This window comes from Mycobacterium canetti CIPT 140010059, assembly GCF_000253375.1.
GTDB lineage: Bacteria > Actinomycetota > Actinomycetes > Mycobacteriales > Mycobacteriaceae > Mycobacterium > Mycobacterium tuberculosis.
In genome coordinates, this window is record NC_015848.1 from 1,420,091 (window position 1) to 1,442,996 (window position 22,906).

A 22,906-nucleotide genomic window follows, 5' to 3' on the forward strand; every position below is an offset into this window, starting at 1 on the left:
CACCACTAAACTTGACGGCCTGATGGCCTTCCCGGAATATTCGCCTGCGGCGTCCGCTGCGACGTTTGCTGACCTGCAGATTCATCCCCGCGTCTTGCGGGCGATCGGCGACGTCGGTTACGAGTCACCGACGGCTATCCAGGCGGCTACGATCCCGGCGTTGATGGCAGGCTCCGACGTGGTGGGGCTGGCGCAGACCGGCACCGGCAAGACGGCGGCATTTGCGATTCCGATGCTGTCCAAGATCGACATCACCAGCAAGGTGCCCCAGGCGCTGGTGCTGGTGCCCACCCGGGAGCTGGCTCTGCAGGTGGCCGAGGCGTTCGGCCGCTACGGTGCCTATCTGTCGCAACTCAACGTGCTGCCGATCTACGGCGGATCGCCGTATGCCGTGCAACTGGCCGGATTGAGCCGCGGCGCGCAGGTGGTGGTTGGCACCCCCGGTCGTGTGATAGACCATCTCGAACGGGCGACCTTGGACCTGTCGCGGGTGGACTTTCTAGTGCTCGATGAGGCCGATGAGATGCTGACCATGGGTTTCGCCGACGACGTTGAGCGCATTCTGTCCGAGACCCCCGAATACAAGCAGGTCGCCCTGTTTTCCGCGACCATGCCGCCGGCGATCCGCAAACTCAGCGCCAAGTACCTGCACGATCCGTTCGAAGTCACTTGTAAGGCGAAAACCGCTGTGGCCGAGAATATTTCGCAGAGCTACATTCAAGTAGCGCGGAAGATGGACGCGCTCACCAGAGTGCTCGAAGTCGAGCCGTTCGAGGCGATGATCGTCTTTGTCCGCACCAGGCAGGCGACCGAGGAGATTGCCGAAAAGCTGCGTGCCCGAGGGTTTTCCGCGGCTGCCATCAACGGTGACGTCCCGCAGGCGCAGCGGGAGCGGACCATCACGGCGCTGCGGGACGGCGACATCGATATCCTGGTCGCCACAGATGTGGCGGCGCGCGGACTCGACGTGGAGCGGATATCACACGTGCTTAACTACGACATCCCGCACGACACCGAGTCCTATGTACACCGGATCGGGCGCACCGGCCGGGCCGGGCGTTCGGGAGCCGCGCTGATATTCGTCTCGCCACGGGAGCTTCACCTGCTCAAGGCGATCGAAAAGGCTACGCGGCAAACGCTTACCGAGGCGCAATTGCCCACCGTCGAGGATGTCAACACCCAGCGGGTGGCCAAGTTCGCCGATTCCATCACCAATGCGCTGGGCGGTCCGGGAATCGAGCTGTTCCGCCGACTGGTCGAGGAGTATGAACGCGAGCACGATGTCCCGATGGCTGACATCGCCGCGGCACTGGCCGTGCAGTGCCGCGGCGGTGAGGCATTCCTGATGGCACCCGACCCGCCGCTTTCGCGGCGCAACCGCGACCAGCGTCGGGACCGTCCGCAAAGGCCCAAGCGTAGAGCGGACTTGACCACCTACCGCGTCGCCGTCGGCAAGCGGCACAAGATCGGTCCAGGCGCCATCGTCGGCGCCATCGCCAATGAGGGTGGGCTGCACCGCAGCGACTTCGGTCAGATCCGTATCGGGCCAGACTTCTCGCTAGTAGAATTGCCGGCGAAGCTGCCCCGCGCGACGTTCAAAAAGCTTGCACAGACCCGTATCTCGGGTGTGCTGATCGACCTTCGGCCATACCGGCCGCCCGACGCGGCGCGCCGGCATAATGGCGGCAAACCACGGCGGAACCACGTCGGATGACCCTGCCCAAGGAAAGAGCCGCCCAGGGCGGACTCGAGCGGATCTCCCACGTGGACCGGGTGGCGTCGTTGACCGGGATCCGCGCGGTTGCCGCATTGCTGGTCGTCGGCACCCATGCGGCCTACACCACCGGCAAGTACACCCACGGCTATTGGGGCCTGATGTCGTCCCGCATGGAGATCGGCGTTCCGATCTTTTTCGTGCTGTCGGGGTTCCTGCTATTCCGGCCATGGGTTAAGTCCGCCGCTACCGGCGGCCCCCCGCCGTCGTTGAGCCGCTATGCGTGGCACCGGGTCCGGCGGATCATGCCCGCCTACACCGTCACCGTTCTGTTGGCCTACCTCGTCTATCACTTCCGCACGGCGGGGCCCAACCCCGGGCACACCTGGGTCGGGCTGTTCCGCAACCTCACCTTGACGCAGATCTATACCGACGGCTATCTGGGTGCGTTCCTGCATCAGGGTCTGACCCAAATGTGGAGCCTCGCGGTGGAGGTCGCCTTCTACCTGGCGCTGCCGGCGTTGGCATACCTACTGTTGGTGCTCGTCTGCCGGCGGCGATGGCAGCCCAGGTTGCTGTTGGCCACCATGGCGGGGCTGACGATGATCAGCCCGGCATGGTTGATCCTGGTGCACAACACGCACTGGATGCCCGACGGCGCTCGGCTGTGGCTACCCACCTATCTGGCTTGGTTCGTCGGCGGCATGATGCTGGCCGTGCTGGCGGCGATGGGCGTGCGCTGTTATGCATTCGCGGCCATACCGTTGGCGGTCATCTGCTACTTCATCGTCTCCACTCCGATCGCGGGCGCGCCCACGACGTCGCCCACAGCGCTGGCCGAGGCGCTGGTCAAGACCGCCTTCTATGCCGTGATCGCCGTGCTGGCGGTGGCACCGCTGGCCTTGGGTGACCAGGGGTGGTATGCCCAGTTGCTGGCCAGCCGGCCGATGGTGTTTCTTGGTGAGATCTCCTACGAGATCTTCCTGATCCATCTGGTGACCATGGAGATCGCCATGGTGGACGTGCTCGGGTATCGGGTTTACACCAGTTCGATGGTGAACCTTTGTCTCGTGACGCTGGTGCTGACGATCCCATTGGCGTGGTTGTTGCACCGTTTCACTCGGGTCCAGGGTGACCGGCCTTCCTAGCGGCGGCAGAAGCAGGTGTCACGATCGGGACGACGAACTCCGCGATCATCGCTCGTTCGTCGGCTTCGTCACGGCCGGGGAACATCAGCAGCGATGTGAGCATCCGGACCACCCAGCGGGCGCGGCGTTCGACGGTGGTCGGATCGTCGGGACCTAGTGAGTTGAGGAATGCCGCGGCCAGGGCCGCGATCACCTCGGACCGTCCGGCCATCTCGCCGCCGATCGGTGGGCGGGTGGTGGTAAACCACGCGGCCAACGCGGGGTTGTCGCGGACCATCCGCAACGTCGTGGTGATGCTCACCAGCAGCCGTTCGGCAGGTTCGACGACATCGGCGATCTTCACCATGATCTCGCGGCCGAGCCGGCGGGTCTCGCGGTGCACGTACGCGGTTCGCAGCGCCTCGCGGCTGTCGAAGTACCGATACAGTGTTGCGCGCGAACAGCCTGCGGCCTTGGCGATCTCGTTCATGCCGATCGACGCCGGGTCACGCTGCGTAAAGAGTCGCTCGGCGGCGTCGAGTATCCGATCTGCGGCTAACTCGGTCCGACGCGCGGACAGCCAGTCGGTACCCGCCATCAGGATGTCACTCGGAACGGCACCGACAGCGGACGCCGGACATAACTGCCGCCGGACCACACGATGCGTGACTCGGCCACCTCGAAGTCCGGGCACCGGGCCAGCAGTTCGGTCAGCGCCACCCGGCATTGCATCCGGGCCGCGGCCGCACCCAGGCAGTGGTGGGCGCCGTGGCTGAAGGTCAAGATGTTGCGCGGGCACCGAGTGACATCGAGTTCGGCTGCGTCCGGGCCGTATTGGCGTTCGTCACGGTTGGCCGAGCCGTACAGCAGCAGCACCCGGCGACCGGCTGGGATGGTGGTGTCACCGATCGTGACGTCGCGCGTGGTTGTGCGCGCCAGCCCCTGCACCGGCGAGGTGAGCCGCAGCAGCTCCTCGACCGCGTCGGGGATGCCCTCTGGGTCATCCAGCAGCAGCCGGCGCTGGTCGGGCCGCCGGTGCAGCAACGGCATCGAACCGCCTAGCATGCCGGTGACGGTGTCGTTGCCGCCGGTGACCATGGTGAACGTGAACGCCAGTATGGACAGTGTGCCGGCGGTGTCGCCGTCGGCGCCGACCCCGGCGGCTACCAGGTGGGAGATGGCGTCGTCGGCGGGCTCGGTGCGGCGTCGCTCGATCAGCCCGGTGAAGTAGGCCATCATCGAGCCGACCGCGTCCAGTGCGCCGGTGGTGGCGCCGTCAACCGCGTTCGCCGCCACGATGGCCTGGGTCCACCCGTCGAATTGCGTCCAATCCTCTTCGGGAACACCGAGATAGTGCGCCACCACCATCGACGGGAGCGGTTTGAATAGTTCGGTGACAATGTCGCCGCCACCGTTGGCGCGCAGCTTTTCGAGCCGCTCAACGACGAACTTGCGCACCGTGGGCTCGACGGTTTCGACCTGTCGTGGCGTGAAGCCGCGCGACACCAGCTTGCGAAACTCGGTGTGGACCGGCGGATCCTGCATCACCATGGGCGGGGTGTCGTGCAGTCCAATCATTTCCAGCTCGCCGTAGTTAACGGTCAAGCCTTGCGCCGACGAGAACGTCTGATGGTCCCGCGCTGCCGACCAGACGTCGGCGTGCCGGGACAGCACGTAGTAGTCGTACTCGGGACGCTGCGGCGGGACGACGTGGTGCACCGGGTCGTGGTCGCGCAACGCGCGGTACATCGGCCACGGATTCGGCCAGGTTTCGGCGGTGGCGAGCTGGAATTCGTGAGACATTACTGATGTCATGTCTTATGTCTAAGACATTCCATCGGTAATATCAATCGGCGATTGTGAATCTGGTGACGCGACACGCCGAGGACGCGTCGTGCGGTTCACACTCGGCGGGACGTCGCGACGGATCAGATCGCCGAGCCGGGATTGAGGATGCCCTGGGGGTCCAGCGCTTGCTTGATGCGCTGGTTGAGGGCCAGGACGTCGGGCCCGAGATAGCCGGCCAACCACGGCCGTTTCAACCGGCCCACGCCGTGTTCGCCGGTGATCGTGCCGCCCAGGCCGACGGCCAGGTCCATGATTTCGCCGTACGCGAGGTGGGCGCGCTCTAGCATCGCGGCATCTGCGGGGTCGTACACCAGCAACGGGTGGGTATTGCCGTCCCCGGCGTGGGCGATCACCGAGATCATCAGATTCCGCTCCTCGGCGATGCGCGCAATCCCGGTGACCAGTTCGCCCAGTGCGGGCAGCGGTACCCCGACGTCCTCGAGCAGCAACGCCCCCTTGCTCTCGACCGCCGGAATGGCGAACCGCCGGGCCGCAATGAACGCCTCGCCCTCATCCGGGTCGTCGGTCGAAAACACGTCTATCGCACCGTTTTCGGCGAACACGGCGGCCATCACGGCGGCGTCTTCGGTGGCCGCGCGGCCACGTTCATCAGAACCAGCCACCAGCATGGCCGCCGCATCGCGGTCCAGGTCCATCCGCAAGGTGTCCTCGACGGCGTTGATCGCCACCGAATCCATGAACTCCAGCATCGCGGGGCGAAGTCGGCCGGTAACCCCGAGCACCGCATCGACCGCCGCCTGCACCGAGCCGAAGCTGGCCACCACGATGCTCGATGCATTCTGTGCGGGCAGCAGTCGCAACGTCACCTCCGTGATGACGCCCAGCGTGCCTTCGCTGCCGACGAACAGTTTGGTCAGGGAAAGCCCGGCGACGTCCTTGAGCCGTGGGCCGCCCAGCCGGACCGCGGTGCCGTTGGCCAGCACAACCTGCATGCCCAGTACGTAGTCGCCTGTGACGCCGTACTTCACGCAGCACAGCCCGCCGGCGTTGGTGGCGATGTTGCCGCCGATGCTGCAGATCTCGAACGACGACGGATCCGGGGGATACCACAGGCCGTGTTCGGCGGCGGCCTCCTTCACCTCGGCGTTGTACAGGCCGGGCTGGCACACTGCGGTGCGGGTGACCGGGTCGACGGTGATGTCGCGCATCTTTTCGGTGGACAGCACGATCCCGCCATCCAGGGCGGTCGCCCCGCCCGAAAGGCCGCTACCGGCTCCTCGGGTCACCACGGGCACCTGGTTCGCACTGGCCCAACGCAGCACCGTCTGCACCTCTTCGGTGCGCCGTGGCCGGATGATTGCCAGCGGTTTGCCGGCCGACGGGTCAAAGGCCCGGTCTTGCCGGTAGCCGTCGGTGACGGCGGGGTCGGTGACCACCATCCCCTCGGGCAGCTCGGCCATCAGGCCAGCCAGCACATCGGTATTCACTGAGCCGATCCTACGGGCCGATCGATGTCCGCTTGGGGCGCCAGATCCAGTTCGCGCAGCGCGGGCAGCCGGATCGCGACCAGCCCGGTGCACACGATGGGCAGTGCCAACGCGAGAAACGTGGCATGCAGTCCAGCGGCGTCGGTCAGTGGACCGGCCAGCAACAGACCCAACGGGCCGGCGGCGTAGGCCAGCGACGTCATCACCCCGACTACCCGGCCGCGCAGATGCTGTGCTGCCCGCGTCTGTATCACGTAGTTATAGATCGGCTGGATGGGTCCGTACACCAGGCCGACCACCGCGCACAACACCATGATGACCGGCAGTGGCGGCAGGAACGCGATGACCATCGATGCCAAACCCAGGGTAAGAACCGCGGTCAACATGGTCACGCGACGGGGAACGCGTATAACCAACACGGCATACCCCAGCGCTCCCACCAGGCCGCCGCCGGCGATCGCCATCAACGCCCAACCCAGCTGCACCGGTTGCTGGTGGTCGGTGAAGTATTTCGGGAACAGCACGCTCTCCATCGGCAGATACAGCGCGGTGACGGTCAGGTCAATCATCCCGAGGGTGCGCAATACCCGCAGGTTCCAGACGAAGCGCAGCCCCTCGGCGATCCCGGATACCAACCCTTGGGGCCGCGAGGTGTGGTGCGGCTTGCCGGCACCCTCGAGTTGCAGGGCGGCAATCGCGAGGATGGACAACCCGAATGCCGTCGCGGTAATCCACATTGTGGTGATGCCGCCAACCGTCGCGATCATCAAGCCACCGATGGCCGGGCCGACAATAAAGGCCAGGTTGAGGATCGCCTCGTAGGCGCCGTTGATGCGGTCCAACGACCAGCCTGCCCGAGCGGCGGCCTCGGGCAGCATCGAGTCACGAGCCGTCATGCCTGCCGGGCCGAAGGCGGCCGCCAGGGCGGCCAATACGGCCAGCACCAGCACGTTGACCGCGTCGCCGCCGTACCCCCACGCCACCAGGGGGACGCCGGCCACCGCCGCACCCGACAGCGCATCGGCCACCATCGACACCCGGCGACGCCCGAAGTAGTCGACCGCGGTGCCGGCGACCAGCGTGGCGAACAACAGCGGCAGCATGGTCGCACTGGCCACGATCGAGGCCTGCCCAGCGCTGCCCTCGCGCTGCAACACCAGCCACGGAAACGCGACTATCGAGACGCCATCACCCGCGGCCGCCATCAGCGTTGCGAACAGGATCAGGAATGCCGGGCCGCGGTTGCTGTTTCTCATGAATATCGCGGCTGAATCTAGCGCCAAACCGGTATGGGGGCCACCGAATTTCTGCGCTGCCGCAGCCCGGATGCAGGATGTTCGTGTGCTCATGCATCCGAAGACCGGCCGGGCGTTCAGGTCCCCGGTAGAGCCCGGTTCCGGCTGGCCAGGTGATCCGGCGACACCGCAGACCCCGGTGGCTGCCGATGCCGCGCAGGTGTCAGCGCTGGCCGGGGGCGCTGGCTCGATCTGCGAACTCAACGCGCTGATCAGCGTGTGCCGGGCGTGTCCCCGGCTGGTCAGTTGGCGTGAGGAGGTCGCCGTCGTCAAGCGCCGTGCCTTCGCCGACCAGCCCTACTGGGGGCGCCCGGTGCCGGGGTGGGGGTCGAAGCGGCCGCGGTTGCTGATCCTCGGGCTGGCGCCCGCCGCGCACGGGGCCAACCGGACCGGACGAATGTTCACCGGCGATCGGTCGGGAGATCAGCTTTATGCAGCACTGCATAGGGCCGGCCTGGTGAACTCACCGGTCAGCGTCGACGCCGCGGACGGGCTGCGGGCCAACCGGATTCGGATCACCGCACCGGTGCGGTGTGCGCCCCCGGGCAACTCGCCGACACCGGCCGAGCGGCTGACATGCTCACCCTGGCTAAATGCGGAATGGCGGCTGGTGTCCGATCACATCCGTGCGATCGTCGCCCTCGGCGGGTTCGCCTGGCAGGTCGCGTTGCGCCTGGCGGGCGCGTCGGGGACACCCAAGCCGCGGTTCGGCCACGGCGTCGTTACCGAGCTGGGAGCCGGTGTGCGGCTACTGGGCTGCTACCACCCGAGCCAGCAGAATATGTTCACCGGTAGGTTGACTCCTACGATGCTCGACGACATTTTCCGTGAGGCCAAGAAGCTGGCCGGGATTGAGTGACGTGAAGACGGTTGTGGTTTCCGGCGCCAGTGTGGCCGGTACGGCGGCGGCGTACTGGCTTGGGCGGCACGGCTATTCGGTAACGATGGTGGAGCGCCATCCCGGGCTGCGACCAGGGGGGCAGGCTATTGATGTCCGAGGTCCGGCGCTGGATGTGTTGGAACGTATGGGGTTACTGGCAGCCGCCCAGGAACACAAGACGAGGATTCGGGGCGCCTCCTTCGTCGATCGTGACGGCAATGAGCTGTTCCGGGACACCGAATCGACGCCCACCGGCGGTCCAGTCAACAGTCCCGATATCGAGCTGCTACGTGACGATCTTGTCGAATTGCTCTACGGGGCAACTCAACCCAGCGTTGAATACCTGTTCGACGACAGCATTTCCACATTGCAGGACGACGGCGACTCGGTGCGGGTGACCTTTGAGCGCGCGGCGGCCCGCGAGTTCGACCTCGTTATCGGTGCCGACGGACTGCATTCCAACGTGCGCAGGTTGGTTTTCGGTCCGGAGGAGCAGTTTGTCAAGCGATTAGGAACTCACGCGGCGATTTTTACCGTGCCCAACTTCCTGGAGTTGGACTACTGGCAGACCTGGCATTACGGTGACTCCACCATGGCTGGCGTTTACAGTGCGCGCAACAACACCGAAGCCCGCGCTGCACTAGCCTTCATGGACACCGAACTGCGGATCGACTACCGCGACACCGAAGCTCAGTTCGCCGAACTGCAACGTCGGATGGCCGAGGACGGCTGGGTGCGCGCGCAACTGCTGCACTACATGCGCAGCGCACCGGATTTCTATTTCGACGAAATGTCGCAGATCCTGATGGATCGCTGGTCGCGGGGCAGGGTAGCGCTCGTTGGCGACGCTGGTTATTGCTGCTCGCCCTTGTCGGGGCAGGGGACCAGCGTCGCCCTGCTGGGTGCCTACATCCTGGCCGGCGAACTCAAGGCGGCCGGTGACGACTACCAACTCGGATTCGCCAATTACCACGCCGAATTTCACGGCTTTGTCGAGCGCAACCAATGGTTGGTCAGCGACAACATCCCCGGTGGTGCGCCGATACCGCAGGAGGAGTTCGAACGAATCGTGCATTCCATCACGATCAAGGACTACTGAGCGCCTTCACCCGGGCGCAGCCAGGATGGCGCTCGTCGGCCGCTTCACCGAACCTGAAGATCTGCAGACGAAGTACGAGTAGGGGCCGGCAAATTTACCGGCTCGACGCGCAGAAGCGCCGAGATTTAGCGGCGGGTCAATACGACGACCGGGATTGGCCGTGACGTCCGGCTCTGGTAGTTGGTGTATCGGTTGGCGTTGTTCTCGTTGACGATCTGCCAGAGCCGCGCGTAGTCCGGGTCGTGGGGCTGCACCGGTTTCGCTGTCACACCGAATCGCTTGGGCCCGACGTTGATTTCGACGTCCGGGTTGGCCTTGAGGTTGTGGTACCAACCCGGCGAGCGGGGATCGCCACCTTTGGACGCCACGATCAGGTACGCGTCGCCGTCGCGAGCATAGGTGAGTGACGTGGTTCGCGGCTGGCCCGTCTTGGCGCCGGTGGTATGCAGCAGCAAACTCGGTGGCGCGCCGGGGATTCGGTGTCCGATCCGACCGTTAGTGCCCCGGTAGATCGCGTCGTGCAGCCTGAGCAGCTGCACGCCTACGTGGCGCTCAAGCCATCGGGAAATGTCCATGGGGTCAGTCTTGCGCAGCGGCATCCTGTTGCGCCAGCGCCTCCCGCAGGATCCGTCCGGTGGCTTCCCGGTCCGGGTCGCGGCGCAGCATCATTGCCTTGGCGACCGACAGCTTGTCGCCGTTGCGCCGCGGTAATACGTGCAAGTGAACGTGGAACACCGTCTGAAAAGCGGCACGGCCGTCGTTGATGGCGATATGTGTCGCGTCAGCCAACTTCGTGGCGCGGGCCGCCCGCGCGATGCGTTGGCCGATGGCGACCATGTCAGCCAACGCCTCCGGCGGGGTGTCGGTGAGGTCAACGGTGTGTCGCTTGGGCAGCACCAGCGTGTGGCCGCGGGTGAACGGGCGGATGTCGAGGATCGCGAGATAGCCGCCGTCCTCGTAGATCCGGATGGCCGGAGCCTCCCCGGCGATGATCGCACAGAACACGCAGGGCATGTCGCTACGGTACTGGACCTCTCGGAGACCGCCCAAGTGAACGGGATACGCTGCCGCCGTGGACCCTACTGACCTGGCCTTCGCCGGTGCCGCGGCACAGGCGCGGATGCTGGCTGACGGTGCACTCACCGCGCCGATGCTGCTCGAGGTCTACCTGCAACGAATTGAGCGTCTGGACAGCCACCTGCGCGCCTACCGGGTGGTGCAGTTCGACCGGGCGCGTGCGGAGGCCGAGGCCGCCCAGCAACGCCTCGACGCCGGTGAGCGGCTGCCGCTCCTGGGCGTGCCGATCGCCATCAAAGATGATGTCGACATCGCCGGGGAGGTGACGACATACGGCAGCGCCGGGCACGGTCCGGCCGCGACGTCCGACGCAGAGGTGGTTCGCCGGCTGCGCGCGGCAGGCGCTGTCATCATCGGCAAAACCAACGTGCCTGAGTTGATGATCATGCCCTTCACCGAGTCGCTGGCCTTCGGGGCCACCCGGAATCCGTGGTGCCTCAATCGAACCCCTGGCGGCAGCAGCGGCGGCAGCGCTGCGGCGGTAGCGGCCGGGCTGGCGCCAGTGGCACTGGGATCCGATGGTGGCGGATCGATTCGTATCCCGTGTACCTGGTGCGGTCTGTTTGGGCTGAAACCACAGCGCGATCGGATTTCCTTGGAGCCGCACGACGGGGCCTGGCAGGGGCTGAGCGTCAATGGCCCGATCGCGCGGTCGGTAATGGACGCGGCGTTGCTACTGGACGCGACCACAACGGTGCCTGGTCCCGAAGGCGAGTTTGTGGCCGCGGCCGCACGCCAACCCGGCCGGCTGCGAATTGCCTTGAGCACCAGGGTGCCAACCCCGCTGCCCGTTAGGTGCGGCAAGCAAGAACTGGCAGCCGTCCACCAGGCAGGTGCGTTGCTACGTGATCTGGGCCACGACGTCGTCGTCCGCGATCCCGACTATCCGGCTTCGACCTATGCCAACTACCTGCCCCGCTTTTTCCGCGGTATCAGCGACGACGCGGACGCGCAGGCGCACCCGGACCGCCTCGAAGCACGTACCCGAGCCATAGCGCGTCTAGGGTCGTTCTTCTCCGACCGGCGGATGGCGGCCCTGCGGGCCGCCGAGGTGGTGCTGAGCAGCCGGATCCAGTCGATCTTCGACGATGTCGACGTAGTTGTGACGCCAGGCGCCGCGACCGGCCCGTCCCGCATCGGCGCCTACCAACGCCGGGGTGCAGTTTCGACGTTGCTGCTGGTGGTGCAGCGGGTTCCGTACTTTCAAGTCTGGAATCTGACCGGCCAGCCCGCGGCCGTGGTGCCGTGGGACTTCGACGGCGACGGCCTGCCCATGTCGGTTCAACTCGTCGGCCGGCCGTATGACGAGGCGACGCTGCTGGCACTGGCCGCACAGATCGAATCTGCCAGACCCTGGGCCCATCGGCGGCCGTCGGTGTCATGACATTGCAGTCGCCCGCTCGTTTTTCACGTTTTTGCCCGGCCGCAGGACATGTGCGGCGGCGTTAACGTTGACTGGTGACAGACCACGTGCGCGAGGCGGACGACGCGAACATCGACGATCTGTTGGGCGACCTGGGCGGTACCGCGCGCGCCGAGCGTGCGAAGCTTGTCGAGTGGTTGCTCGAGCAGGGCGTCACCCCCGACGAGATTCGGGCGACCAACCCGCCGTTGCTGCTGGCCACCCGCCACCTCGTCGGCGACGACGGCACCTACGTATCCGCAAGGGAGATTAGCGAGAACTATGGCGTTGACCTCGAGCTGCTGCAGCGGGTGCAGCGCGCTGTCGGTCTGGCCAGAGTGGATGATCCTGACGCGGTGGTGCACATGCGTGCCGACGGTGAGGCGGCCGCACGCGCACAGCGGTTCGTTGAGCTGGGGCTGAATCCCGACCAAGTCGTGCTGGTCGTGCGTGTGCTCGCCGAGGGCTTGTCACACGCCGCCGAGGCCATGCGCTACACCGCGCTGGAGGCCATTATGCGGCCGGGGGCTACCGAGTTGGACATCGCGAAGGGGTCGCAGGCGCTGGTGAGCCAGATCGTGCCGCTGCTGGGGCCGATGATCCAGGACATGCTGTTCATGCAGCTGCGGCACATGATGGAGACGGAGGCCGTCAACGCCGGAGAGCGTGCGGCCGGCAAGCCGCTACCGGGAGCGCGACAGGTCACCGTTGCCTTCGCCGACCTGGTCGGTTTCACCCAGCTAGGCGAAGTGGTGTCGGCCGAAGAGCTAGGGCACCTCGCCGGGCGGCTGGCCGGCCTCGCGCGTGACCTGACCGCTCCGCCGGTGTGGTTCATTAAGACGATCGGCGACGCGGTCATGTTGGTCTGTCCTGATCCGGCGCCATTGCTGGACACCGTGCTGAAGCTGGTCGAGGTCGTCGACACCGACAACAACTTTCCCCGGCTGCGAGCCGGCGTCGCCTCCGGGATGGCGGTTAGCCGGGCCGGCGACTGGTTCGGCAGCCCGGTCAACGTGGCAAGCCGGGTGACCGGGGTGGCGCGCCCGGGTGCCGTGCTGGTCGCGGATTCGGTGCGGGAGGCCCTTGGTGATGCCCCCGAAGCCGACGGATTTCAGTGGTCCTTCGCCGGCCCCCGTCGCCTCAGGGGAATCCGGGGTGACGTCAGGCTTTTTCGAGTCCGGCGAGGGGCCACTCGCACCGGCTCCGGCGGCGTGGCCCAAGACGACGATTTGGCCGGCTCGTCACCGTAGGCAGGCACACCGGTACACATGGGCAGACCCGGCGTGACTCTCGGGGGGCGTCTGACACCGTCTTCTGCGGGTCTTGCGCGGCCGGCCTTCACCCCGTCTTCCGGCACTTTCGATTGGTCACTAACCGGGCCTGCTTCGATACCAAAAATACAACGTCGAATGGCTGATCACAATGGTTCTCGCCAGGCCGGACGCTGTTTTCGCGCCGGCCAGGAACCGGTGTCACGTTTCGCTGCCGGTGAACGCGATGTCATTACAGATGAAAGTATGTAATCATGTAATTATGAAGCACCATCACATGCACGGGCGGCGCTACGGTCGCCCCGGCGGCTGGCAGCAAGCTCAGCAACCAGATGCCAGTGGGGCGGCGGAATGGTTCGCTGGCCGCCTGCCCGAGGACTGGTTCGACGGCGACCCCACCGTCATCGTCGACCGTGAAGAAATTACGGTGATTGGCAAGCTGCCTGGACTCGAGAGCCCCGAGGAAGAAAGTGCGGCCCGAGCCTCGGGCCGCGTGTCGCGATTCCGCGACGAAACCCGACCGGAGCGAATGACTATCGCCGATGAAGCCCAGAATCGCTACGGACGCAAGGTGTCCTGGGGCGTCGAGGTCGGTGGTGAGCGAATCTTGTTCACGCACATCGCAGTACCGGTGATGACGCGGTTAAAGCAGCCGGAACGGCAGGTGCTGGACACCTTGGTCGACGCTGGCGTGGCTCGTTCCCGCTCGGATGCCCTCGCGTGGTCGGTCAAGCTGGTCGGCGAGCACACCGAGGAGTGGCTGGCCAAGCTGCGCACCGCCATGTCGGCGGTGGACGATCTGCGCGCGCAAGGCCCGGATCTTCCGGCCTAAACGGCCACCGCCGAATGCGTCATTCCTTGTTGACTTTGTCAACGATCTTGGCGGCGATCTGGCCTGCTTGATTGGTGATCTGGTACCCGCATGCGTTGACGTCGACGACCACATTGTTGGCCACGCTCATCGCGCGTTGGCATTCCCAGCCCTCAGCGCCTTCTTGGGTGTCTATCACCGTGATCGTCGGCGGGCTGCCTTTGACGTCGGCAAACGTCCACCGGTAGGTCTTGGCCTTATTAGTGACGGTGACCGTCTTGCCTGCGCAGTTCTTCCATTTGTCGGCCGAAGTCTGCACGAACGCGCGGGCTTTGTCGGCGGTCGGAAAGGCGACGACGGCTTGGTTCACCCAATGTTCGTAGTTGTCGCCCGGCTCGGATGAAATCAAGCCGTTGATGGCGGTGTAGCCGGTGCCGGCATACACCGGATCCTGGCTGGTATACAGCGCGCCCTGGCAGTCCGGCAGGGACACCGTCACCGGCGAAGAGTCCATCGATGTGATCGGTTTGCCCGGCTGCATGGACGACGAGCCCATCACGGCGTTGACTTCTGAGGAGTTCAGCAGTAGGGCGCTAAGGCGCTCCTCCGCAACCGGCTGAGGCGGCTGTACCGGCTTGGGCCGGATGGCGATCCAGATGCCGATGGCGCCCAACACGAGGACGAGCACGACGGCGGCGGCGACGGCCACAAAGGGCCACGGGTTGGTTTTGCGGGGGGTCTGGGCCCAGGGGCTGGGGCCGCCGGACGGCGGTGCGCCCCAGCCGCCGCCCTGGTAGTACTGCGGGGTGGGAGTGGGTCCGCTGGCCGGCATCGGGCCGCTATTGGGCGCCCAGGACGGCTGGCCGGTGGGGCCAGGCCGCTGCCCGGCAGGCCCCGGCTGGGCCGGGGGCGTGTAGGACGGCTTTGGTGCCGGCTGGGCACCCGGCGGGGTGACGGGGGGTGCGGGTGGCTGCCGAGGAGCCATGGCGGTGGCCGGCATGGTCGGTGGCGGGACGGGCTTAGGCGGCGCGGGCAGGGTGGATTCTTGGCTGCGGCGCAGGATGTCGGCGGCGTGGTCTTGGTCGGGGTCGCTGAGCGCTTCGTGGGCGGCCAGGGCCAGGTCGCCGGCGCTGGCGTAGCGGTCTTCGGGCTTTTTGGCCATGCCGCGGGCGACCACCGCGTCAAAGGCTTTGGGGATGCCCGGGCGGATGGCGCTGGGCTGGGGGATGGGTCCCATCAGGTGGGAGCTGACCAGTGTGCCGGCGCTGTCGGCGCGATACGGCGGGGCCCCGGTCAAGCATTCGTGCAGCACGCAGGCCAGCGCGTAGATGTCGGCGCGGTAGGTTACCTCGTCGTTGGAGAACCGTTCGGGGGCCATGTATTTCCAGGTGCCCACCGCGGTGCCTAACTGGGTCAGTTTCTCGTCGGTGGTCGCACTGGCGATCCCGAAGTCGACCAGATAGGCAAAGTCGTCGCGGGTGATCAGAATGTTTTGCGGTTTGACGTCGCGGTGCATTACCCCGTCGGCGTGTGCGGCATCGAGCGCCGAGGCGATCTGGGTGATGATGGCCACCGCGCGCGGTGGGGTCAGCGGGCCGAAGCGTTTGAGCACGCTGTCAAGGTCGGTGCCCTCCACCAGGCGCATCTCCAAAAACATTTGGCCGTCGACTTCGCCGTAGTCGTGGATGGGCACCACGTGAGGTTCCTGCAACCGGCCGGCGATGCGGGCTTCGCGTTTCATCCGCTCGCGAAACACCGGGTCCTTGCTGAATTCCGCAGTCATCAGCTTGACGGCGACGGTCCACTCCTTGACGGTGTGCTCGGCCTCGTAGACCTCGCCCATCCCGCCCCGGCCCAACAGCCGTTTGAGGTGGTAGGGCCCAAACATCGAGCCCACCCGCGAGTCCTGTGCGTCGCTCATCGCTGATCCTCCCAACCAACCCGCTGCCGCCGACACTATCAACAACGTCACCGGGTTCCGTGTGGCTTGTGGCAATCGCGCCCGCCGAAAGCTGACTGCTGGACACCGCGCCGAGGTTTGCTAGCCAGCGCGCAGCCAAGGATTCGTCAAAGATGCGGAAAGTGCGGGGGCGGACGCGTTCTTAGGCGCTGAACCGAGGCTTGCGCGTTGAACAAATGACCGGCTGGTCTACGCCTGGTCGGTTCACTTACGAGCTTTGCGTTGCGGCTCGATGCGTTTGAGCTGCAGCGCGATCAAGATCACCAGCACGAGCGCCTGTACGGCGCAGGCCCCCGCGGCCATCAACCAGCTACCGACGTTGTAGTCCCACAGTGGATCTTGGTCTCCACCGGCGGTCCGGCGCAGGTCGTTGAGGTCGACGGTGGCTGCGGCCATGGCGTAGGCCCACCGCGACGGGGACAGCCACGACAGCTGCTCTAGCGGGGGTCGACCACTCACACCGAACATGCCCCCGCACAGCACCAATTGGGCCATGACCACCAATACCAGCAGCGGCATGCCGCGGTCGGCGTTGCCGATCATCGCCGAGATCAGCAGGCCGATCATCATCGAGACCACGGTTACGGCGACGACGGCCACGGCCACTTCGACACTGGGCCAAGGCAATATCACCGATTGATCGGGTGGGGGCAGCAACGCGACACCGAGGAATCCCAGGATCAGCGCTTGCAGGCTGGTCAGTGCTGTAAGGACCACCAATTTGGATGCCAGGTAGGCGCCGCGTGACAAGCCGATGCCGTGTTCGCGCCGATATATTGCTCGTTCTTTGACGATTTCACGGATCGAGGCAGCACAGCCCATGAGTGCACCGCCGATGATCAGCAACACCAGTAGTTGCGACGGCTGGGTCGACTTCAGCTCGATGGCCTTAGCCAGCGACAACCCGGCCTGGCCCGGGACGGCATGGGCAAACAGACTCAACAGCAGCGGCAGGACTAGCAAGAACACCGCATACTGGCGGTCGGCGGCGATGACGGCCAGATACCGTCGGCACAGGATGGCGAATTGAGCGAACGCACTTTGCTGAGCGACGGGCCTGGCGTGCCGCGCGGCGGCCGGCCGCGCGGGGCGCATGGCGGGGTGGCCGATGAGGGCCTCCCGTAGGGGTGAGGCGTTGAACCGGCCGGTCCAGTCGGTGGAGGTGTCGTGTTCGAGGAGGGTGAACAGGTCGGCGAAGTCGGTGCAGTTGAAGTAGCCCAGGGCCTGTTGCGGCGGACCAAAGTACGCGAGGCGACCTCCGGGGGCCAGGATGAGCAGCCGGTCGCACATGTTGAGGTGGGCGATGTTGTGGGTGACCACCACCACCGAGCGGCCGTCGTCCGCCAGTTTGCGTAGGGTCTGCATGACGGACTTTTCATAGCCCGGGTCCAGGCCGGATGTCGGTTCGTCGAGGAACAACAGCGACGGTTTGGTCAGCAGTTCCAACGCGACGCTAGTCCGTTTCCGCTGACCACCCGACAGGCTGTCGATTCGTTGATCGGCTTGGGTGGAAAGGCCGAGTTCGACCAGCACCTCCTCGATGCGCTGGTTGCGTTCGTCGACGGAGACATCCTGCGGGAATCGAAGCCGCGCCGCGTAGTTCAGCGCTCGCCGCACCGTCAGCGGGGTGTGCAGGATGTCGTCCTGTGGCACGAACCCGATCCGGTGCCGCAGCTCGGCGTAGTTGTCATACAGGTCGCGCTCGTCGTAGCGCACGGTTCCGTTGCCGGCCGGCCGGAACCCGGTCAGCGCGCCCAGCAGTGTCGATTTCCCGGCACCGCTTGGCCCCACTACCGCCAACAAGCTGCGTTGCGGCAGAACGAAACTGACATCGGCCAGCAACACACGACCCTTGTTGGTGACCACCCGCAGATTTGACGCCTGGTAGGAGATATCGCCGGTGTCGACGTATTCCACGAGCCGATCGCCGGATAGGTGCAGCAGCTGATGGCCGATGCCGACGATGTCAGTCGGTCCGATGACCGCACGGCTGATGCGGTGGCCGTTGACGTAGGTTCCGTTGGCACTGGCATTGTCGCTGAGCTCCCATCGGTTACCGGTTCGCCGCAGGATGGCGTGCCGGCGGGAGACCAGCAAGTCGTTGAGGACCACGGTGTTCTCGGGTGCGCGGCCGATCGTGACGACCAACTGGTCAATGGCATGGAATGCAGTCGGTGGCCGGGCGACCGTCGTCTCACCCTGCCGTTGAGCCGGTTTGGGCGTTGCCGGCCGTGGCGGGGCTGGTGAGTGCGGCGCAGGGGTGGGCGTGGGTGACTGGGCAACCGGGTACAGTTGCACCCGCTGCCCGGAAGACGCCGAACCAAGAAAAATCGTGATGGGCTGACGTACCGTCAGGCGTTCCACCCGCTGCCCGTCCACGAATGTGCCATTGGTGCTCAGGTTGACCAGAACCCATCCCTCAGGTGTAGCTTCCAGCACTGCGTGTTGGCGCGACACCCGCGGATTGTCCAGTCGGATATCGGCTTCACTGGCGCGGCCAATGCTCCACTCGCGGCCGGCGACGGCATGCCAGGTGCGCCCCGCGGCCCGCAGTTCCAGCCGCGGTGCATTGGGGGTGATCATGTCGGCCGTGTCTGTCATGCCTAGCCTCTTACCCGTACTTGGCCCACCAGTTGTGCAGATCCTCAATGGTGGCGGGATCCCCGAAGACGTCGCTGAGCGTTAGCTTGGCCTCGTTGCTCCAGATCACGTTCGGGCGATTCTTATAGGTGCCGCACGCGATCATGCCTGCGGTCACGTCTGGGGTCTGGTTGTAATGCCAGCCATCCGGTGATGGTCCTTCACCGGGACAGTTCATCAGCTCCACGGCGGCGATATCGTCGTTGAAGGCCTGTTTCAGCTTGTCGGGATTGGCGAACAATCCATAGATGGCGCGACTTGGCCCACCCTGGTTGGTGTTTTGCCCGCAGTCGACCATCGCCACGGCGTTCACCCATATGCTGTTCGGCTTCGGCGTGGTCGGTTTACAGGTGCCGGTCGGATAGCCCGACGGCAACATGCTGAGCAGCCTGGTCTGCGGGTCGCTGGCCGGTGCTGTGGTCGGCGTTGTGGTCGCGGGTAGCGGGGTCGTTGCCGTGGTGGTGGGGGTGCCTGGGGAGGTCGCGATGTTCCGTTTTGGGTTGTCGTCCGGTCGGTTGGCGATCCAGATGCCGATGGCGCCCAACACGAGGACGAGCACGACGGCGGCGGCGACGGCCACAAAGGGCCACGGGTTGGTTTTGCGTGGGGTCTGGGCCCAGGGGGTGGGGCCGCCGGACGGCGGTGCGCCCCAGCCGCCGCCCTGGTAGTACTGCGGGGTGGGAGTGGGTCCGCTGGCCGGCATCGGGCCGCTATTGGGCGCCCAGGACGGCTGGCCGGTCGGCGCGGCCTGGATGGGCGGCGGTGTGACGGTGGGCATGGTCGGCGGCTGCGCGGTTACCGCCGCGGTGCCGGGCAGGGTGGATTCTTGGCTGCGGCGCAGGATGTCGGCGGCGTGGTCTTGGTCGGGGTCGCTGAGCGCTTCGTGGGCGGCCAGGGCCAGGTCGCCGGCGCTGGCGTAGCGGTCTTCGGGCTTTTTGGCCATGCCGCGGGCGACCACCGCGTCAAAGGCTTTGGGGATGCCCGGGCGGATGGCGCTGGGCTGGGGGATGGGTCCCATCAGGTGGGAGCTGACCAGTGTGCCGGCGCTGTCGGCGCGATACGGCGGGGCCCCGGTCAAGCATTCGTGCAGCACGCAGGCCAGCGCGTAGATGTCGGCGCGGTAGGTTACCTCGTCGTTGGAGAACCGTTCGGGGGCCATGTATTTCCAGGTGCCCACCGCGGTGCCTAACTGGGTCAGTTTCTCGTCGGTGGTCGCACTGGCGATCCCGAAGTCGACCAGATAGGCAAAGTCGTCGCGGGTGATCAGAATGTTTTGCGGTTTGACGTCGCGGTGCATTACCCCGTCGGCGTGTGCGGCATCGAGCGCCGAGGCGATCTGGGTGATGATGGCCACCGCGCGCGGTGGGGTCAGCGGGCCGAAGCGTTTGAGCACGCTGTCAAGGTCGGTGCCCTCCACCAGGCGCATCTCCAAAAACATTTGGCCGTCGACTTCGCCGTAGTCGTGGATGGGCACCACGTGAGGTTCCTGCAACCGGCCGGCGATGCGGGCTTCGCGTTTCATCCGCTCGCGAAACACCGGGTCCTTGCTGAATTCCGCGGTCATCAGCTTGACGGCGACGGTCCACTCCTTGACGGTGTGCTCGGCCTCGTAGACCTCGCCCATCCCGCCCCGGCCCAACAGCCGTTTGAGGTGGTAGGGCCCAAACATCGAGCCCACCCGCGAGTCCTGTGCGTCGCTCATCGCTGATCCTCCCAACCAACCCGCTGCCGCCGACACTATCAACAACGGTCAGGTATCACGTCGGCTGCGATCGCCGGGCCCAGCAACCTTGCCAGGCAACAATGACGCTAGGCCTTCGCCGGCTCGACCGCACGAAAATCCGCCACATCTTAGCGGGATGTCGGCGACTGCGGTGGCTGTGCCATTCGCTGGTACGCGCCGCTGTTCGGCTACCGAAAAGTGTTGTGGTAATTGGTTACCGCAGCCCAGCGCCGGCGGCCAGCGCGCGACGTTGCCACGAAAAGCTTTGTGTAGCAGTCATATCCGTGGACATCGGTGTTAAGGGCTTGTGTCCACGGATCTACGTGCCGCCATGCGTCCCCGCGCTGATCTGGAACGTGAATTCATGGTCACAGATGCGAATGTGGTCGCCGTCGTTCAGCGTGACCGCGGAGCGGATTCGCTCGTGCTGCACATGCACGCCGTTGGACGATCGGAGGTCGTTGATGACGTAGTTGGTGCCCGTGTCGACGATGACGGCGTGGTGGCGGCTGACGTTGGCGCTGTCTAGGACGATGTCGTTGTCATGCAGACGCCCGATCCGGGTCGCCGCGGCTTGCAGTGGGTAGCCGCGACCCGAGGCGATGTCGTGCAGGTAGGCCACCGCCTGCTGGCCCGACGCCATGGTGCGCTGATCGAGCACCGTGACGGTGCCGGCAGCGGTGGTTTTGGCGGACTTCTTGGCATCCAGCGGTTGCTGACGCAGAATCCGCTCGTTGAGAGCGCGCAACGTCGGACCGGGGTCGATGCCGAGGTCGTCGGCCAGTGTTGTCTTCACCCGGCGATAGGCGCCCAGCGCATCGGATTGCCGGTCGGAGAGGTAGTAGGCGGTGATCAGCTGTGTCCACAGCGGCTCCCGGTAGGGGTGTTCGAATGTCAGAGCCTCGAGCTCGGCGATCACTGCGCTGGCCCGCCCACACGCGATTTCGGCCTCCGCCTTGGCGGTATGGGCAAGAACCTTGTCTTCTACCAGCGCCGTGGCAAAGGGTTCGACGAACTGGAAGTCGCGCAGGTCATCGAGCACCGGCCCACGCCATTCTCTCAATGCGGCCGACAGGTGGCGGCTGGCTTGTTCGAACCGGCCGGCGGCGGCCGCGTGCACGCCCGCGGTTTTTTCGGCAACAAACCGCCCCAGATCGCAAGTGTTGTCGGGGATGCTGAGCCGATAACCCGGCGGCGCTGCGGCCAACACCACCCGTGGGTCGATCCCGGCGCCACCGAGGAGCTTACGCAGATTAGACACGTAGGAGTGGATACTCGCGCGTGCGCCCGAGGGTGGCCACTCCTCCCAGAGGGCGGTGATTAGGGCGTCGACTCCTACGGGCCTGTTGCGGTTGATGACCAACATGGCTAGCACAGCCCGTTGCTTGGGGGTGCCCGATGGCACCGGGGTGCCGTCGATAGTCATCTGCAACGGTCCAAGCAGGCCGAAGTCGAGCCGCTTCTCCACTGTCGCGCTACCAGCCATTGCGGGTCCTCCGTGGCTTGCGGTGCCAAGGTGCCAATAGGGTGTCGCTACCGGTCATTGTGATACCACGTTTCGCCGATGCGGTAAGAACCCAGGATCTCGGCACTCCGTGCGATGTACCGGGTCGGTGGCCCTTGACAGCGGCATCGGCTGTTTCCATGCGGGTGAAATGCTGGCCCTGTAAAGATGATCGTGAATGTCCCACGCGAATCCTGTTGGTGCTCATCCAAACATGCGATCGGCGGGCAGCCGACCCGGTGTTCTTGCAACGAGTGGCTGCCCGCTGTGGTGATCGACATTCGAGCGCGGTTCAGGTGGTGACGGCCATGAAGTCGTGGCTGGTGGCCCACGCCTCGACGAAGGTTTCCATCGGGATCTGCTCGTCGCGGCCCGTGGGGGTGCCGCTGTCGTTGAGGTGAACAATGCCGTTTTCGGTATCGACACCGGTCACCACCACGGCGTGGTCAGACCGCGGGTTGCCGGCACTGTCGGTTTCCTCGACGGGCTGGCCCCAGATCATCTCGGCGTTGATGCTGACGATCACGGCGTGCCCGCTGCCCAGATACTGCTCGAGGGCGGCCATGCCGGTGGCGACTCCGGTGGCTGTGGCGTGGTCCTCGTCGGTGATAACGGCGTCGACGCCGTAATGCGCCAGCAGCGTCGGTATGTCGGCCACGTTGGTACCCATTCCCGAGTTCGGGTGCTCGGCGTCGGCCGGCTTTGTGTAGATGGACCCGGGGTGCACGACGCTGGGTGTCGACTGGGCCACTTTGATGATGGCGCGCTCGGAAGGCTCCCTGCCGGTCACTTGACCGATCACGTCCGCGGCCGACATCAGGACGCAGTCGTCGTATGTCTGCTGGCGCCAGTACTTGGCGGCGGCTGCCGGGTCGCCATACATGGTGCCCGCCGCTGCGTCGGCGGGGCTGGCCAATCCCAGTGCAACGGCACCGGCGGCCAGCGCGAAGGTGGCGGTCTTGAAGGCGGTGGCGATTTTGCTGGTCGTCATCGTCGGTCCTTTTCTCGTTCCGCTATGCGGAGTGGATGTTGAGAAAAGGTTCCGATGGTGACCTTTTTGTTATCTCTAGGAATTCTTGGAGTGATCTGCAGTGGTCAGCCGAGGTT

18 protein-coding genes are annotated in these 22,906 nt (G+C 65.6%); 7 read left to right on the top strand and 11 right to left on the bottom strand.

The annotated features are described in order from the left end of the window. The first annotated feature begins 22 nt into the window (after positions 1-22). On the top strand, positions 23-1,714 hold the full coding sequence (locus MCAN_RS06660; RefSeq protein ID WP_014000682.1) for a DEAD/DEAH box helicase: 1,692 nt from the start codon (positions 23-25) through the stop codon (positions 1,712-1,714). Beyond that, positions 1,711-2,862 carry an acyltransferase family protein gene (locus MCAN_RS06665; protein WP_014000683.1) on the top strand — a complete coding sequence of 384 codons (1,152 nt, stop codon included), beginning with the start codon at positions 1,711-1,713 and terminating at the stop codon, positions 2,860-2,862. Before MCAN_RS06660 ends, MCAN_RS06665 begins: the two co-directional genes overlap by 4 nt. On the opposite strand, the gene MCAN_RS06670 is transcribed toward MCAN_RS06665, so the two are convergent. The 4 genes from MCAN_RS06670 to MCAN_RS06685 form a co-directional block, all read right to left on the bottom strand. Then, positions 2,831-3,439 (bottom strand): TetR/AcrR family transcriptional regulator, encoded by a 609-nt coding sequence (locus MCAN_RS06670; RefSeq protein ID WP_003406350.1) that lies wholly within the window; start codon positions 3,437-3,439, stop codon positions 2,831-2,833. The genes MCAN_RS06665 and MCAN_RS06670 overlap by 32 nt on opposite strands. Further along, positions 3,439-4,656: a cytochrome P450 Cyp130 gene (gene cyp130 / locus MCAN_RS06675; RefSeq protein ID WP_003406352.1), complete on the bottom strand. Its 1,218-nt coding sequence runs from the start codon at positions 4,654-4,656 to the stop codon at positions 3,439-3,441. The genes MCAN_RS06670 and cyp130 overlap by 1 nt, the downstream gene beginning before the upstream one ends. 113 nt (positions 4,657-4,769) lie before the next feature. Beyond that, the gene (locus MCAN_RS06680; protein ID WP_003406358.1) at positions 4,770-6,137 is read right to left on the bottom strand and encodes an FAD-binding oxidoreductase; all 1,368 of its coding nucleotides are present in this window, start codon (positions 6,135-6,137) and stop codon (positions 4,770-4,772) included. Then, positions 6,134-7,393: an MFS transporter gene (locus tag MCAN_RS06685; RefSeq protein ID WP_014000684.1), complete on the bottom strand. Its 1,260-nt coding sequence runs from the start codon at positions 7,391-7,393 to the stop codon at positions 6,134-6,136. The genes MCAN_RS06680 and MCAN_RS06685 overlap by 4 nt, the downstream gene beginning before the upstream one ends. A 70-nt stretch (positions 7,394-7,463) precedes the next feature. On the opposite strand from MCAN_RS06685, the gene MCAN_RS06690 reads away from it, so the two are divergent. Next, positions 7,464-8,291, top strand: a complete 828-nt coding sequence (locus MCAN_RS06690; RefSeq protein WP_003911466.1) for a uracil-DNA glycosylase — start codon at positions 7,464-7,466, stop codon at positions 8,289-8,291. A gap of 1 nt (position 8,292) precedes the next feature. Further along, a complete protein-coding gene (locus MCAN_RS06695) occupies positions 8,293-9,411 on the top strand; it encodes an FAD-binding protein (RefSeq protein WP_003406361.1) in 1,119 nt (372 codons plus the stop codon). Positions 9,412-9,536: 125 nt separating this feature from the next. On the opposite strand, the gene MCAN_RS06700 is transcribed toward MCAN_RS06695, so the two are convergent. Both MCAN_RS06700 and MCAN_RS06705 read right to left on the bottom strand, forming a co-directional pair. Then, a complete protein-coding gene (locus tag MCAN_RS06700) occupies positions 9,537-9,986 on the bottom strand; it encodes a F420H(2)-dependent quinone reductase (RefSeq protein WP_014000685.1) in 450 nt (149 codons plus the stop codon). 4 nt (positions 9,987-9,990) lie between these two features. Further along, entirely contained in the window at positions 9,991-10,425 is a 435-nt protein-coding gene (locus tag MCAN_RS06705; RefSeq protein ID WP_014000686.1) for an HIT family protein, read from the bottom strand. 58 nt (positions 10,426-10,483) lie between these two features. Between MCAN_RS06705 and MCAN_RS06710 the strand changes: the two genes are divergently transcribed. The 3 genes from MCAN_RS06710 to abmR all read left to right on the top strand — a co-directional run bounded on the left by MCAN_RS06710 (position 10,484) and on the right by abmR (position 13,993). Beyond that, the gene (locus MCAN_RS06710) at positions 10,484-11,872 is read left to right on the top strand and encodes an amidase (RefSeq protein WP_003406369.1); all 1,389 of its coding nucleotides are present in this window, start codon (positions 10,484-10,486) and stop codon (positions 11,870-11,872) included. Between the two features lie 74 nt (positions 11,873-11,946). Next, positions 11,947-13,140 carry an adenylate cyclase gene (locus MCAN_RS06715; RefSeq protein ID WP_014000687.1) on the top strand — a complete coding sequence of 398 codons (1,194 nt, stop codon included), beginning with the start codon at positions 11,947-11,949 and terminating at the stop codon, positions 13,138-13,140. Positions 13,141-13,312: 172 nt separating this feature from the next. Further along, complete coding sequence (gene abmR / locus MCAN_RS06720; RefSeq protein ID WP_014000688.1) at positions 13,313-13,993, top strand: transcriptional regulator AbmR; 681 nt, start codon at positions 13,313-13,315, stop codon at positions 13,991-13,993. A gap of 19 nt (positions 13,994-14,012) precedes the next feature. Here the strand turns inward: abmR and pknH are convergent, their stop codons facing one another. The 5 genes from pknH to MCAN_RS06745 form a co-directional block, all read right to left on the bottom strand. Further along, entirely contained in the window at positions 14,013-15,893 is a 1,881-nt protein-coding gene (gene pknH / locus MCAN_RS06725) for a serine/threonine protein kinase PknH (protein WP_014000689.1), read from the bottom strand. Positions 15,894-16,136: 243 nt separating this feature from the next. Then, positions 16,137-18,533, bottom strand: coding sequence for an FHA domain-containing protein (locus MCAN_RS06730; protein ID WP_014000690.1), 2,397 nt, complete (start codon positions 18,531-18,533; stop codon positions 16,137-16,139). Positions 18,534-18,543: 10 nt separating this feature from the next. Next, positions 18,544-20,274 (bottom strand): serine/threonine-protein kinase, encoded by a 1,731-nt coding sequence (locus MCAN_RS06735; protein ID WP_014000691.1) that lies wholly within the window; start codon positions 20,272-20,274, stop codon positions 18,544-18,546. A gap of 340 nt (positions 20,275-20,614) precedes the next feature. Next, a complete protein-coding gene (embR, locus tag MCAN_RS06740; protein ID WP_003406553.1) occupies positions 20,615-21,781 on the bottom strand; it encodes an ATPase/transcriptional regulator EmbR in 1,167 nt (388 codons plus the stop codon). 310 nt (positions 21,782-22,091) lie between these two features. Beyond that, positions 22,092-22,790 (bottom strand): C39 family peptidase, encoded by a 699-nt coding sequence (locus MCAN_RS06745; RefSeq protein WP_014000692.1) that lies wholly within the window; start codon positions 22,788-22,790, stop codon positions 22,092-22,094. Positions 22,791-22,906 lie beyond the last annotated feature (116 nt).